This window comes from Halobaculum rarum (assembly GCF_040025155.1).
In the GTDB taxonomy this organism is placed as follows: Archaea; Halobacteriota; Halobacteria; order Halobacteriales; family Haloferacaceae; genus Halobaculum; species Halobaculum rarum.
The window spans coordinates 564257-578771 of the sequence record NZ_CP157275.1; the positions used below are offsets into that span (position 1 = coordinate 564257).

Here is a 14515-nt window from a genome sequence, read left to right on the forward strand (position 1 = left end):
GCGACCGTACGTGGGAAGCGGTGAAAAAACGGTCCGCGGCTGCGGCCGACGGGTCGCGGCGTTCGTCGCGCGTCGCGGTCGTCCCGCGCCGCTAGTCGTCCGCGCGTCCCCACGCCTCAAAGCGGCGTGGGCGCTCCGAGACCGCGAGCACGTCGAGGTCCTTACCGCGGGAGGCAAGCGCCTCCAGCGACGCCTCGACCGACTCGGCCGTCGAGAGGTACGCGACCTCCTCGGTGACGGCCGCGCGCAGCGCGTCGACCTCGTCGGAGATCAGCAGGTCCACGTCGCCGCGGCGCAGCGCCTCCTCGACGTCGCCGACGGGTTCGACGTCGTAGTACTCCTCCAGCCCCACGCGGAGGTGTTCGTACTCCTCGCTCCCCTTCAGCGGGAGACTGTCGCCGACCGTCTCGAAGGTGACCGTGCCGCCGTCGGGGAGCCGCTGGCCGGCGGCGTCGAGCGCCTTCCCGTAGGCGACGCCGAAGTCGCTGGCCGTGCCCATCACCTCGCCCGTCGACTTCATCTCGGGACCCAGGCGCGGGTCCGAGTTCGGCAGGCGGTCGAACGGGAGGACGACCTCCTTCACGGAGAAGTGCTCGGGGACGGCCTCGTCGACACCCATGTCGGCCAGCGACTCGCCGGCCATCACGCGCGCGGCCAGCTTCGCGATCGGGACGCCCGTCGCCTTCGAGACGAACGGGACCGTGCGCGAGGAGCGCGGGTTCGCCTCCAGCACGTACACCTCGCCGTCCCGCACGGCCAGCTGCACGTTCATGAGGCCGACCGTGTCCAGCGCGTCGGCGATCTCCTCGGTCACCTCGCGCACGCGAGTCATCGTCTCCGCGTCGAGCGAGCGCGGCGGGATGACGCACGCGGAGTCGCCCGAGTGGACGCCCGCGGCCTCGACGTGCTCCATCACGCCGCCGATGAGCACGTCCTCGCCGTCCGAGACGGCGTCCACGTCGAGCTCGACCGCGTCCGCAAGGAACTCGTCGACGAGGATCGGCTTGTCCGGCGAGACGCGGACAGCCTCCTCGATGTACTCCTTCAGCTCCGCGTCGTCATCGACGACGCGCATCGCGCGCCCGCCGAGGACGTAGCTCGGGCGGACCAGCACCGGGTAGCCCAACTCCTGGGCAAGCTCCAGCGCCTCCTCCTCGCTGGTCGCGCTGCCGCCCTCCGGCTGAGCGATGCCGCGCTCGTCCATGAGGCGGTTGAAGCGGTCGCGGTCCTCCGCCAGGTCCATCGCCTCGACCGAGGTGCCCATGATGTCGCAGTCGACGCCGCGGCGCTCCAACTCATCGCGCAGCGGCTCGCCGATGTCGACGGAGGTCTGCCCGCCGAACTGGATCATCACGCCGTCGGCGGCGGTCGCCTCGATCACGTCGGCGACCTCCTCGGCGGTGATGGGCTCGAAGAACAGCCCGTCGGAGGTGTCGTAGTCGGTGGAGACCGTCTCGGGGTTGTTGTTGACGACGTGCGCCTCGATCCCCTGCTCGCGCAGCGCGCGCACCGCGTGGACCGAGCAGTAGTCGAACTCGACGCCCTGCCCGATGCGGATGGGGCCGCCGCCCACGACGACGACGCTCTCGGCGTCGCGGTCGACGCGGAGCTCGCCGCCGGCGGCCTCGCCCTCGTAGGGACCGGAGAACCACTCCGGCTTGCGCGAGGAGTAGTAGTACGGCGTCGACGCCTCGAACTCGCCGGCACAGGTGTCGACCTGCTTGTACGTCCGGCCGGGGACGTTCGCCTCGACCTCGCCGACGCCCGCGCGGGCGGCCGAGACGGGAACGCCGTCGTCGGTGGTCTCGAGGCCGGCGGCGCCGGCGGCGGCCGCCTCCGTCGCCTCCGCGGTGCGCCACGCGCCGCGCGTCTCCGGCAGCCACGTGAGGCTGCTGTCCTCGAAGACGTTGCCCGCGAGCGCCGAGATCTCCGCGTTGGTGAAGCCGGCGATCGCCGCGGGCGTGAACTCCCCGTCGACGACCTCCTTGCTCGCCTCGACGATGCGCGCGAACCGCTCGACGTACCACTCGTAGATGCCGGTCGCCTCGACGACCTCCGCCACGTCGAAGCCGCGCTCGAACGCCTCGAACATCGCGTACGGCCGGTCGGGGCTGGGGCGGACGAGGTACTCCTCGGTGAGTTCCTCGTCCTCGAGGTCGCCGAAGTCGACCGCGGGGTCGTATTCGGAGGAGCGCAACGCCTTCAGCAGGCTCTCCTCGAAGGTGCGCCCGATGGCCATCGCCTCGCCGGTGGACTTCATCGCCGTCGAGAGCGTGAAGTCGGTGTCCTCGAACTTGTCGATGGGCCAGCGCGGCACCTTCGTCACGACGTAGTCGATCGCGGGCTCGAACGCCGCCGTCGTCTCGCCGGTGATCTCGTTGGTGATCTCGTGGAGGCGCTTGCCGAGCGCGACCTTCGCGGTGACGCGGGCGATGGGGTAGCCGGTCGCCTTCGAGGCCAGCGCCGACGAGCGAGACACGCGCGGGTTCACCTCGACGACGCGGTACTCGCCGCCGGGGGTGCCGTCGTCGCGCCACGCGAACTGGATGTTACACCCGCCCTGGATGCCCAGGTCGCGGATCACTTCGAGGGCGGCGTCGCGCATCTCCTGGTGCCCGTCGTCGGGGATGACCTGCGAGGGCGTGACGACGGTGGACTCGCCCGTGTGGATCCCCATCGGGTCGAGGTTCTCCATGTTGCAGATGATGACACACGAGTTGTCCGCGTCGCGCATCACCTCGTACTCCAGTTCGACCCACCCGGAGATGGACTCGGTGATGAGCACCTCCGAGTTGCGCGAGAGGCGCAGCCCCTTGCGCACGCGGTCGATCAGCTTCTCCATGTCGTCGACGACGCCCGACCCGCTCCCGCCGAGGGTGTAGGTGGTACGCGCGATGACCGGAAGCCCGCCGACGGCGTCGACGGCGTCCTCGACACGTTCGCGGAGGTCGGCCTCGGTCAGCTGGGCCACCTCCTCGCCCTCGTCCAGCGAGATGGTCGTCGAGGCGGGGACCGGCTGGCCCAGCCCCTCCATGCGCTGGCGGAACAGGTCGCGGTCCTCCGTCGCGTAGATGGTGTCCAGCGGCGTGCCCATGATCTCCACGTCGTACTCCTCGAGCACGCCCTCCTCGGCCAGCTCGGCCGTGACGTTGAGACCGGTCTGACCGCCGAGGCCGGCGATGACGCCGTCCGGCTCCTCCTTCGCGATGACCTCGGAGATGGCCTCGACCGTGATCGGCTCGATGTACACCTTGTCCGCCATCTCCGGGTCCGTCATGATCGTCGCCGGGTTGGAGTTGACGAGGACGACTCGCGCGCCCTCCTCCTGCAGCGCGCGACACGCCTGCGCGCCGGAGTAGTCGAACTCTGCCGCCTGTCCGATCTGGATGGGCCCGCTGCCGATGAGGAGGATAGTGCGGTCCTCCCCGTCGGTGTCCTGACTCATTACCGCCACCGAGTGCGCTCATCGTAATAAGGACCACGACTCGTGCCGATTTTCGCAGCGACGTTACGAAATTCGTAATGCTACGGCGTACCACACCGCGCTGCACGGACGGACACCCGGTCGCCGTCGCTGTCGGAGTGCACCCGAAACCGCGGCAGAAAGGGGCTACGCCGGGTCAGACGTACACGTCGTCGGCGTCGAGATCCCGCTCCGCGCGGTACTGGTCGACGAACTCGCCCACGTCGAACTCGAGCATCTTCTCCTCGAACTGCGTCATCGCCGTCGAGTCGTCCGCGTGGCTCACCGCGTGCTCCATCAGTTCGATCACCAACTCGACGATGATCTCGTGGAGGCGCCGCGAGTCGAACTCCGTCACCCACAGCATCGAGTAGCCCATGTCGGGGTTCTCGCTGGCGTCGGCGGCCGTCACCCGGTCGGGGAACTCCTCCAGCACGACCCCCATCAGGTGCGGCGTTCCGAACTCGGGCATCTCCTCGCTGGTCGTCTCGACGGCCTCCCGCAGCGTCGTGACGAGGAACTCCGGGAGGAAGCGCTCGGGCGGATTCACGTCGGTGACGACGCCGTGGGTCGCCCCGCACGCGCAGTCGTACTCGCGCATGCCGAGGTCGAACACCGACATCGGCCGCGTCTCGCCGCACGGCAGCTCGACGGCGTCGTCCCCGCCTCCGGGGACGCGCGGTTCGCTCATACCCGCCGTTGGCGCCCGCGTGGGTTAAAAAGCGCGTTCATCGCCGACGCCGATGCGGTCGCGCGTCTTCCGGCCGGGGTCGCGTCCGACCGACAACCTCGACCACGACTCCGTCGCCCGCGTTCACTCGTAGTTCTCGTGGGCCGGTCCCTCCGAGTCGGGGTCCGGCTCTGCACCCACGTTGGATTCGTGTTCCGACTCGCCGACCTCTTCATGCTCTTCGTGTTCCTCGTCCTCGTGATCGTGTTCCTCGGCGTCGCCCCCGCCGTGGCGCTCCACCTGCACCTCCACCTCGATCTCCAGCCCGTCGGTCTCCAGTTCGGCCTCGTACTCGGTGGCGTCGCCGACCTCGACCTCCAGTTCGTCGCCGTCGACCTCCACATCCACCTCGACGTCGACCTCGATGTCGTCGTCCGTCATGTCGCCACGTTCGTGCGCCAGCGGTTTCAGCGTTCCCGCCGGGTTCCCTCGCGCCGACAGGTTGAGGTGCCGGGCCGCTGGCCGCCGACCATCCACAAGCGACTTGCCACGCCGTCGCGCACGCACCGACATGATCGCTATCGTCGGCGGCGGCATCGCGGGTCTGGCCGCCGCGCGTCGCCTGCGCGCGAACGGGCGCGAGGTGACGGTGTACGAGGCCGGCGGCGACGACGCGCTGGGCGGGCTCGCACGTACCTATGAGACCGCGGGCGACGACATCGAACAGTTCTACCACCACCTCTCGAAGTCCGAGGAGACGATCGTCGAGTTAGCCGAGGAGTTGGGGCTGGGCGACCGCCTGGAGTGGCTCGTCGGCAAGAACGCCTACTACGTCGACGGCGTCGTCCACCCGCTGGACACGCCCTGGCAGATCCTCGCGTACCCGCACATGAGCGTGTACGACAAGTTCCGGCTGGGAATGCTCACCCTCGAGATCGACGTGCGCGGCGGGATCCCCTCCTTCGACACGTATGACGACCTCGCGGACTTCGAGGACGTGCCGATCAGGGACTTCCTGATCGAGCACACCACCCGCGGCGTGTACGAGAACTTCTTCGAGCCCCTCCTCGACGCCAAGTTCGGCTCCCGCAAGGACGACGTGAGCGCGGCGTGGCTGCTCGGCCGCGTGAAGTTCCGCGGCGAGCGCGACCTCCTGCGCGGGGAGATCCTCGGCTACTTCGACGGCGGGTTCGCGCCCGTCATCGACGCGCTGATCGAGGACGTGGGCCGCGAGCACATCGAGACGAACGCGCGCGTCGTCGACCTCGACACCGACGATGCCGGTGGCGACGCCGGCGGCGACGTGGACGAGACGGGAGACGGGAACGCGGTCTCCACGGTCACCGTCGAACGGGACGGCGAGACGCGGACGGAGACCGTCGACGGCGTCGTCGTCGCGACGATGCCGAACGTGCTGGAGGACCTCACCGGCTACGTCTGCGACATCGACTTCCAGGGCGCCGTCTGTGCGGTCGCGACGATTGACGGGCCGCTGACGGACACCTACTGGCTCAACATCGGCCATGACGCCCCCTTCGGCGCGCTCATCGAGCACACGAACTTCGTGCCGCCCGAGCGCTACGGCGGCGACCACCTCCTGTACGTCGCCAGCTACGTCCAGTCGCCCGACGAGTGGCTCTGGGACGCGAGCGACGCGGAGGTGGAGAAGCGCTGGCTCGACCACGTCGAGGAGATGTTTCCGGACTTCTCGCGAGACGCCGTCTCGGAGTTCCGTATCGCCCGCGCGCCGCGGGCCGCGCCCGTCTACGAGCGCGGCTACCGCGAGATGGTCGTTCCCTACGACCTCGCGGACGAGGTCGCCGACGGGCTGTACTACGCGGGAATGGCCAGCGAGGCGCAGTACCCCGAGCGGAGCCTGAACGGCGGCGTCGTCGCCGGCTACGAGTGCGCCGACCGGATCCTCGGGAACTAGTCACCGGAATCGTCGCGGGTGCGGCGTCGCTACGGGTCCGGTTCGTGAGTGTGGTTCGGGACGGTCGCGCCCGAAACGGGAGCTACGCGAGCCTGAATCCGCGCTCCTCGAGGAGGCCGCGGACGCGCTCCTCGTGGTCGCCCTGCACCTCGATGGCGGCGTCGTCGACGGTGCCGCCCGCGCCGACGGCGCGCTTCAACTCCGAGGCCAGTTCCTTCAGGTCGGTCGCGTCGGGGTCGAACCCCTCGATCACGGTGACGGGCTTGTTGTACGTGCGTCGCTCGACGCGAACCGAGAGCGTCTGCTCGGAGCGGTCCAGGTCCGCGGTCAGGTCGTCCGGGATCCCGTCGAAGGGATCCCCTTGGGTATCTCCCACGCTCACTCGTACGTAGCGAGGCGTGAAAAACGGAAGTGCGTTCGTGCGTGTGTCGCGCCCGAGTCGGCGTCGCACCGCGATTTCGACGGGGTCGGCCGCCGGCGACGCCGCGACGGGGTCGTCGGCTTACGCGAGGTCGTGGATGCGCTCGACGACCTCGTCGGCGAACTCGGAGGTGGCGAGCTTCGTGGCGCCCTCGCGCTGGCGTTCGAGGTCGTAGGTGACGCGACCCTCGCTGATCTGCTGCTCGACGGCGTCGCGGACGAGGTCCGCGGCGTCGCTCCAGCCGAGGTAATCGAGCATCTCGCGGCCCGAGAGGATCATCGCGGTCGGGTTGACCTTGTCCTGACCGGCGTACTTGGGGGCGGAGCCGTGGACGGGTTCCGCGAGCGCCTTGCCGTCGCCGTAGTTGACGCCGGGGGCGATGCCGAGGCCGCCGATCTGGGCGCCGGCGGCGTCGGACATGTAATCGCCGTTGAGGTTCATCGTCGCGATGACCGAGTACTCGTCCGTTCGGGTCAGGAGCTGCTGGAGCATGTTGTCGGCGATGCGGTCCTTGACGACGACCGTGCCCTCGGGCTGCTCGCCGTCGTACTCCTCCCACAGCTCGTCCTCGGAGATGACGTCCTCGCCGTACTCCTCCTCGGCCAGCTCGTAGCCCCAGTCACGGAACGCGCCCTCGGTGAACTTCATGATGTTCCCCTTGTGGACGAGCGTGACCGAGTCGCGGTCGTTGGCGATCGCGTAGTCGATGGCCTGGCGGATGAGGCGCTTGGAGCCGAACTCCGAGATGGGCTTGACGCCGATGCCGACGGGGCCGTCGTGGATGGTCGAGTCGAAGCCCATGTCCCCCTCGACGAACTCGCGGACCTGCTCGACCTCGTCGGTGCCGGCCTCCCACTCGATGCCGGCGTACACGTCCTCGGTGTTCTCCCGGAACGTGATCATGTCCATCTCCTCGGGGTTCTTGACCGGCGACGGGACGCCGTCGAGGTAGAACGTCGGGCGGACGTTCGCGTACAGGTCGAGCGTCTTCCGCAGCGCGACGTTGAGCGAGCGGAAGCCCGACCCGACGGGCGTCGTCAGCGGGCCCTTGATGCCGACGCGGAACTCGCGGAGCGCCTCGACGGTCTCCTCGGGAAGGTGCTCGTCGTACTTCTCGCGGGCGGACTCGCCGGCGTATACGCGCATCCACGCGATGGAGCGGCCCGTTTCCTCGGCGGCCGCGTCCAGTACTTTCTGGGCCGCAGGGCCGACGTCGGTACCGATCCCGTCGCCGTGGATGATCGGGATGATCGGGTTCTCGGGAACGTCGAGTTCGCCGGTCTCCTCGTCGGCGAGGCTGATGACCTCGCCGTCTTCGGGACGCTCGGCAATATCGTAGCTCATAGCACCTCCGGCTTCCGACGGCGCGAGAAAAAGTCTGCCGTTCTCCGTCTCCACCCCGATTCGCCGGAGGGCGCGGCGGTTCGACCTCCGGTTATTTGTCCGACCGGGACGTGTCACGACCGTGAACTGCCTGTTCGTCGGCGCGGGCGCCGTCGCGCGTCAGTACGCCGCCGGCCTCGCGGACTCGCCGCTGTCGCCGGCGGCCGTCTGTGACCTCGACCGCGACCGAGCGGCGTCGTTCGTCCGCGCCGTCGCCGACGGCACCGGCGACGCGGACGACGACGGCGTCGACGCCGCCCCGCTCCGCGACACGCCCGCCGTCTACGCCGACCTCGACGCGATGCTCGACGCCGAATCGGCCCCGATCGTCGTGAACCTCACGAGTCACGCCGCCCACGCGCCGGTGACGCGGACCTGCCTGGAGGCGGGGAGACACGTCTTCTCCGAGAAGCCGCTGGCGCTCGATCCGGCGGAGGCCGCCGATCTCCTCCGGATCGCCCACGATCGCGACCTCGCGCTCGGCTGTGCGCCGATCGCCCCGGACTGCGACGCCCAGCGTCACGCGCGGACGCTCCTGTCGGACGGCCGCCTCGGCGACGTGGGGCTCGTGTACGCGACGGCCCACGTCGGCCGCGTGACCGAGTGGCACGAGCGGCCCGACTCCTTCCTCTCAGTCGGCCCGCTATTCGATGGCGCGGTCTACCCGCTGTCGGTCCTCGTCGACTGGTTCGGCCCCGTCGCGCGCGTTCGTTCGGCCGACGCGGTCGACGCCTGGCCCGACCACGAGACGCGCCGGCCGGAGGCGCCCGCGCACGTCGAGGCGACCGTCGAGTTCGCCGACGGGCCGGTCGTCTCCCTGCGCGCGAGCCTGTACGCCGACCACCGCAGCCGCGAGTTCTACTCGCTGGAGTGCCACGGCGACGACGGCACCCTCTATCTCGCGGACGCGGGCGCGATGGCCGCCGAGCGCGACGCGGTCCGTGTCCGCGGCGGCGACCGCGACTCGGTGTCCGCGCCGCAGCCACGCCCGCGACGCGAGCGCTCGCACCTCGACGGCCCCGAACGGCTCGCTCGGGCGATCGATCGCGGCGACCGTCCGCGAGCGTCGGCGCGGCGCGCGGCACACGTCGCCGCCGTCTGCGCCGCGATCGAAGCGGAGGCGACCGATCCGGAGGGGACGGGTCGTGCGGTCGGCGGCGTCGGCGCGACCGGAACTGACGACCGCGACCTCGCCGCCCTCGCGGGCGTCGACTCCCGGTCGGCCCCGACCGTCCGACCGCCCGCGTCCGGGGTTCCCGACGGCGCCGCCCTCCGACTTCCGCCGGTCGGCTTCGGGTGCTCGCGCTATCGGGACGGGGAGTACGTCGACCGGGTCGATTCGATCGGAACCGCGCTCGACTCGGGGTACCGCCTGCTCGACTCGGCGGAGCTGTACGGCAACGAATCGCGGATCGGCGACCTGCTCGCGTCGCCCGGGACGCCCGATCGAGAGGGGCTGTTCCTGCTCGGGAAGGCGTGGAACACGAACCACGGCCACCTCCGGGAGGCGTGCGAGGGGTCGCTGTCGGAGCTGGGCGTCGACGCGTTCGACTGCTACGCGCTCCACTGGCCGGAGGCGTGGACATACCAGGGGCCACTGCGTCGTCTCGCGGACCGCCCGGTCGACGAGCAGGAGGCGCTGACGTTCCCGACCGACGACGAGGGGGAGCGCGCGGCGGCCGACCGCGACCTCGCGGACACGTGGCGCGACCTCGCCGCGCTCCGCGAGGAAGGACTCACACGGACGATCGGGATCTGCAACGTCGATCTCTCCGTCCTGCGCGACCTCGTCGCCGAGACGGGCATCGAGCCCGCACTGGTACAGGTGGAGCGCCACCCGTACGCGCCGAAAGCCGATCTCGTCGACTGGTGTCACGAGCGGGGAATCCGCGTGATCGCGCACTCGCCGCTGTCCGCGCCGGGGTTGCTCGACGACCCCGTCGTCGGCGCGGTCGCCGCGGAGGCGGACGCGACGCCCGCCGAGGCCGTCCTCGCGTGGAACGTCGCCGCCGGCGTCGTTCCGATCCCCGCCAGCACCGACCCCGAGCACGTCGTCTCGAACCTCGCGGCCGCGCGGGTCGAACTGACCGCCGACCAGCGCGCGCGCCTCGACGCGCTGGCCGACCCCGACTTCGAACGATGATCCTCGGTCCGGTCGCCGTCGCGACGGTACTCGCGATCGCGCTCGCGGTCGGCGCCGGAGCGATAACCGCCGGGGTCGGCCCCGAGGTCGCCGGCGCGTGGCTGCTCCCGGCGGCCGTCGTCGTCGCCTGGGAGGGCGTGTTCCTCTCCCGTCGAACCGAGCTGAATCATCCGCCAGGGGACCCGGACGCGCTCGCCGACGGCGTCGGCGTCGCGAACGCGGTGACGCTCGGACGCGGGCTGTTGTACGCCGGCGTCGCCGGGTTCGTCCTGACCGGGGCGCTCGCGGGACCGTGGGCGTGGGCGCCGGCGCTGCTGTACGGGTCGGGCGCGGCGCTAGACGCCGTCGACGGCGCGATCGCGCGCCGCCTCGGTCGTCCGACCGTCCTCGGGGAGAAACTGGACATGGGGATCGACACGCTCGGGTTCCTCGTCGCGCCGCTTGCGGGGGTCGAGTGGGGACGGATCCCCCTCTGGTACCTGACGCTGTCGGCTGCACGCTACCTGTTCAAGCTGGGCTGCTGGCGCCGCCGGCGACGCGGTTTTCCCGTGTCCGACCTCCCGCCGAGCCGGGTTCGGCGACCGCTTGCGGGAATCCAGATGGCGTTCATCGCCGTCGCGCTCGCGCCCGTGCTCCCGCCGTCGGTGGTCGCCGTGATCGCCGGCGTGGTCGTCGTGCCATCGCTCGCGGTGTTCGTTCGCGACTACCTCGTCGTCGCGGGGCACCTCGGGGGCGGCGACGGGGATTCCGAACCGACCGGCGGCGACGGGGGCGAGGACACGGGTGACGAGCCCACGAACGCGAGCGACGTGGCCGGCGCCGGCGGCGACGACTGACCGACCGTCCTCGTGCCCCCCCGCCGCGCCGGTTCCCGTGGATTGATGCGGGCCGACGCCGCCGGGACTCCCATGCGAGTTATCTGCCACGGCGGCGCCGGCGGCGTCCCCGACGAACCGGAACCCCGACAGGCGGTCCTCGACGAGGCCGCCGAGACCGGCGCGGACGAGTCGACCGTCGTCGACGCGGTCATTTCGGCGGTCGAGGTGCTGGAGGAGTCCCCCCGATTCAACGCCGGCTACGGCGGCGCGGTCCAGTCGGACGGCGTCGTCCGCACCGACGCGGGGATCATGACCGACGAGCGCGAGGCCGGCGCCGTCGCCTCGATGCCGGGCGTCGCAAACGCGGCCAGTGTCGCCCGCGTCGTCATGGAGGAGACGCCCCACGTGTTCGTCTCGGGCGTTCACGCGGTCGACCTCGCCGACGACTTCGGGGTCGAGGTCGAGCGCGAGCTGCTGACCGACGACGGCCGCGCGGACTACGAGGACGCCGATCCCCCCGAACCTACCGGCGGGCCGAAGGCTCACTTGGAGTGGCTGGAGGAGAAGTTCGGCGGTCACGACACGGTCGGTGCAGTCGCACACGATCCAGAGACGGACACCTTCGCGGCCTGCACCTCCACCGGCGGGCGCACGTTCGCGCTCGCGGGCCGCGTCGGCGACGTACCCCAGATCGGCTCGGGGTTCTTCTGTGCGCCCGCGGGCGGCGCCAGCGCCACCGGCGCCGGCGAGGACATCGCGAAGGCGACGCTCACGCGCCGAGCCGTTCGTCACCTGGAGAACGGGCTAGACGCGCAGGCCGCGGCGGACCGCGCGATCGCGGAGTTCGGGGAACTGACCGGCTCCTCGGCGGGCGTCATCGTCCTCGACGAGGCGGGCGCGGGGTCGGCGTACAACTCCGAAGGGATGCAGACGAGCGTCGCGACCGACGAGTAGTCCGATCCTCCGCGGGTTACCCCACGAAGGAGGCTACCTCCTCGTTGAACTTCTCCGGCTCCTCCCAGAACGGACAGTGGCCGCTCTCCTCGAAGGGGACGTGCCTCGCATCGGGGATCTCGCCCTCCAGCCACGCTCCCACGTCGGTCGGGAAGATATTGCTCTGTTCGCCGTAGAGCAGTAACACGGGCACGTTGATCTCCCCGAGCACCGGGCGGAGGTCGGAGTAGGTCATATCGAGGAAGACATCGACGGTGACGTTCGTCGGTGTCTTCGTCGTCTGGGCGTACATCTCGTCGACCGTGTCCGGATCCGGCGGGTCCGCGAACATCGCCTCGATGAACGGCTTGCCGGCCGACGGACGGTCGTACTCCAGGTTCGTCGCGAGTTCGGTCGCGGCCTCGCCCGAGAACTCCCCGAGAAGCCCGTGTGGCCACTCCTCGTCGTTGTGGAACTTCGGGCTCTGGTCGGCGAAGACGGCACCCGAGAGGCGGTCGGTCCCGAACTGGTCGACGTAGCTGAGGATCACGGCCGTCCCCATGGACCAGCCGACGGGAGTCACGTCGGTCAGTCCCAACGTCCGGACGAGCTCACGCACGTCACGAGCGTACTGCGCGAGCGTGTGTCCACGGTCGGTCTTCCCCGAGAGCCCGTGGCCGCGGAGGTCGAGCGCGACCACTCGGTGCTCCTCGGACAGCGCTTCGACGTTCTTCTGCCACCAGTACTCGGCGTTCATCGTCCAGCCGTGTATCAGGAGGATCGGGTCCCCCTCCCCGTGGTCCTCGTAGTAGATCGGAACGCCGTCGTTCGTCTCGAAGTACGACATGATAGACAACTGTATATTCCACGTATTGTCCATAAATGTTCGTTCGGATTCGGGCGGCCGTGGGTATGCCTCCGTTCCACATAGCGAGTCGATTCCGAGAAGGAACCGAGAGCGGTCGCCCATGGATCCGAAATCGGTCGGTCCGGCGATGGGAGGCAGCTCCGGAGTCCGAGTCGGATCAGGCGACCTCCACCGCGAACAGCAGCGCGTTGTGGACGCCGGGACCCAGCCCGACGGCCGTCACGAGCGCGAGCAGGGCGTGGCCGTAGCGTGGCTCCTCGCGGACGGTCGGCGCGACGGCGACGACGACCAGACACGCGACCGCGAGCTTCACGAGCACGAACAGCCAGCCGGCGCCGAGCGCGTCGGCCGTCGGCAGGCCGGCCGCGAACTCGATGATCAGCCGGGAGGCCGGCGTTCGTTCCCCGAAGCCGAGCAGGTCGATCCCCACGGCGGTCGTGACGCCGTCGACGCCGTGGGCGGCGACGGCGAGCAGCCCCGCGCGGCCGGCGATCCGGGGCGGCTCGCGAACGCGGTACAGCAGCGCTCCGACGCCGATGCCGAGGGAGCCGCCGCCGACCAGCCCGGCAGCGGGGAGCACGGGGGAGAGCGTCCCGTTCGCGACCCCGTGACCGACGACGCCGACGACGGCCGGAACGAGCGCGACCGCGCCGGCGACGCCGAGCGCGAGGGCGTCGTCGCCGACGCGGTCGACGGAGAGCGCGGCGAGCCACACGATCCCCGCGACCGCCGCGGTCGTGAGGTACGCGCTCGGCGTGCCGAACAGCGGCATGACGGCAGCCGGAAGCGCGCCGAGGGCGTACAGGACGTGACCGGCGGCGCCGACGCACATCCACGGGACCAGCGCGAGCACGTGGCGCCCGCCGAAGTCGGGGTCGCGCCGCCGGAGACCGAGGCCGACGGCAGCGAGCGCGAGCGCCAGCCCCAGCAGGTACGGCAGCGGCGGCAGCCCGAACCCCGCCGGGAGCACCTGTCCCGGGAGCGCGGGCCGGCGGATGGGGGCGAGAGCGTCCATGCCCGTGGGGGCACGCCGGCGGGTGAAAGCGTTGGGGAATCGGCGCGCACTCGCTCGATCGCGCCGAGGCGTGACCGGCGAGTCCCGATCGCCGCCACTCGGTAGCTTTTCCGGGCGGCGCGTCGGAGTGACCGACATGACCGACGACGCCGACACTGCCGACGCGTTCGACGCCCACGCCATCGACGACCCCGCGTCGCTCCCGCTCGCGGAGTTCGCCGCGACCATCGACCACACGGTTCTCGGGCCGGAGACGACGCTCGCGGACGTGGAGCGCGTCCTCGACGAGGCGGCCGACCACGGCATGAACGTCTGCATCCCTCCGTGTTACGTCGCCGAGGCCGTCGAGTACGCCCCCGACGTGACGACCGCGACGGTGGTCGGCTTCCCGCACGGACAACACACCCCGGCGGCCAAGCGCGCGGAGGCGGAGGACGCCTGGCGCGCGGGCGCCGACGAACTCGATCTGGTGATCAACGTCGGCCGCCTGAAGGCTGGCGATGACGACGCGGTCCGCGAGGACATCGCCGAGGTGGTCGCCACCGCCCCGCTCCCGGTGAAGGTGATCATCGAGACCGCGCTGCTCACCGACGACGAGAAACAACGCGCGTGTGCGGCCGCTCGCGACGCCGACGCCGCGATGGTGAAGACGTCCACCGGATTCGCCGGGGGCGGCGCGACCGTCGCCGACGTGGAACTGATGAGCGAGTACCTCCCGGTGAAAGCCAGCGGCGGCGTCGGCAGCTACGAGGAGGCGATCGCGATGCTGGAGGCGGGCGCCGTCCGCATCGGCGCGTCCTCGGGCGTCGCCATCGTCGACGGCCACCCGGACGCCTGAGCTTCCTTCACGTCCGCGGGCGTGACCGCG

The 14515-nt window shown here is 70.7% G+C and carries 12 protein-coding genes; 5 read left to right on the plus strand and 7 right to left on the minus strand.

The window, feature by feature from the left end; all coding sequences use genetic code 11:
• Positions 1-91: 91 nt before the first annotated feature.
• The 3 genes from carB to ABJD39_RS02995 form a co-directional block, all read right to left on the minus strand.
• Positions 92-3445, minus strand: a complete 3354-nt coding sequence (gene carB, locus ABJD39_RS02985) for a carbamoyl-phosphate synthase large subunit (protein ID WP_348611959.1) — start codon at positions 3443-3445, stop codon at positions 92-94.
• A gap of 175 nt (positions 3446-3620) precedes the next feature.
• Positions 3621-4154, minus strand: a complete 534-nt coding sequence (locus ABJD39_RS02990) for a DUF5815 family protein (RefSeq protein ID WP_348611962.1) — start codon at positions 4152-4154, stop codon at positions 3621-3623.
• A 123-nt stretch (positions 4155-4277) separates the two neighbouring features.
• Positions 4278-4574: a hypothetical protein gene (locus ABJD39_RS02995; protein ID WP_348611965.1), complete on the minus strand. Its 297-nt coding sequence runs from the start codon at positions 4572-4574 to the stop codon at positions 4278-4280.
• Positions 4575-4704: 130 nt separating this feature from the next.
• On the opposite strand from ABJD39_RS02995, the gene ABJD39_RS03000 reads away from it, so the two are divergent.
• Positions 4705-6066, plus strand: coding sequence for an NAD(P)/FAD-dependent oxidoreductase (locus ABJD39_RS03000; protein WP_348611968.1), 1362 nt, complete (start codon positions 4705-4707; stop codon positions 6064-6066).
• A gap of 82 nt (positions 6067-6148) precedes the next feature.
• Here the strand turns inward: ABJD39_RS03000 and ABJD39_RS03005 are convergent, their stop codons facing one another.
• Positions 6149-6442, minus strand: a complete 294-nt coding sequence (locus ABJD39_RS03005) for a translation initiation factor (protein WP_348611971.1) — start codon at positions 6440-6442, stop codon at positions 6149-6151.
• A 126-nt stretch (positions 6443-6568) separates the two neighbouring features.
• Complete coding sequence (gene icd / locus ABJD39_RS03010; protein WP_348611974.1) at positions 6569-7831, minus strand: isocitrate dehydrogenase (NADP(+)); 1263 nt, start codon at positions 7829-7831, stop codon at positions 6569-6571.
• A 121-nt stretch (positions 7832-7952) separates the two neighbouring features.
• Here icd and ABJD39_RS03015 point away from each other — a divergent pair, with 121 nt between their 5' ends.
• The 3 genes from ABJD39_RS03015 to ABJD39_RS03025 all read left to right on the plus strand — a co-directional run bounded on the left by ABJD39_RS03015 (position 7953) and on the right by ABJD39_RS03025 (position 11785).
• A complete protein-coding gene (locus tag ABJD39_RS03015) occupies positions 7953-10013 on the plus strand; it encodes an aldo/keto reductase (RefSeq protein WP_348611977.1) in 2061 nt (686 codons plus the stop codon).
• Entirely contained in the window at positions 10010-10849 is an 840-nt protein-coding gene (locus ABJD39_RS03020; protein ID WP_348611980.1) for a CDP-alcohol phosphatidyltransferase family protein, read from the plus strand. Before ABJD39_RS03015 ends, ABJD39_RS03020 begins: the two co-directional genes overlap by 4 nt.
• A gap of 72 nt (positions 10850-10921) precedes the next feature.
• On the plus strand, positions 10922-11785 hold the full coding sequence (locus tag ABJD39_RS03025; protein ID WP_348611983.1) for an isoaspartyl peptidase/L-asparaginase: 864 nt from the start codon (positions 10922-10924) through the stop codon (positions 11783-11785).
• Positions 11786-11801: 16 nt separating this feature from the next.
• Here ABJD39_RS03025 and ABJD39_RS03030 read toward each other — a convergent pair whose 3' ends face one another.
• Both ABJD39_RS03030 and ABJD39_RS03035 read right to left on the minus strand, forming a co-directional pair.
• On the minus strand, positions 11802-12611 hold the full coding sequence (locus ABJD39_RS03030; RefSeq protein WP_348611985.1) for an alpha/beta fold hydrolase: 810 nt from the start codon (positions 12609-12611) through the stop codon (positions 11802-11804).
• Positions 12612-12789: 178 nt separating this feature from the next.
• Positions 12790-13647: a DUF63 family protein gene (locus ABJD39_RS03035; protein ID WP_348611987.1), complete on the minus strand. Its 858-nt coding sequence runs from the start codon at positions 13645-13647 to the stop codon at positions 12790-12792.
• A 136-nt stretch (positions 13648-13783) separates the two neighbouring features.
• Here ABJD39_RS03035 and deoC point away from each other — a divergent pair, with 136 nt between their 5' ends.
• Entirely contained in the window at positions 13784-14485 is a 702-nt protein-coding gene (deoC, locus tag ABJD39_RS03040) for a deoxyribose-phosphate aldolase (protein ID WP_348611989.1), read from the plus strand.
• The last annotated feature ends 30 nt before the right edge of the window (positions 14486-14515 follow it).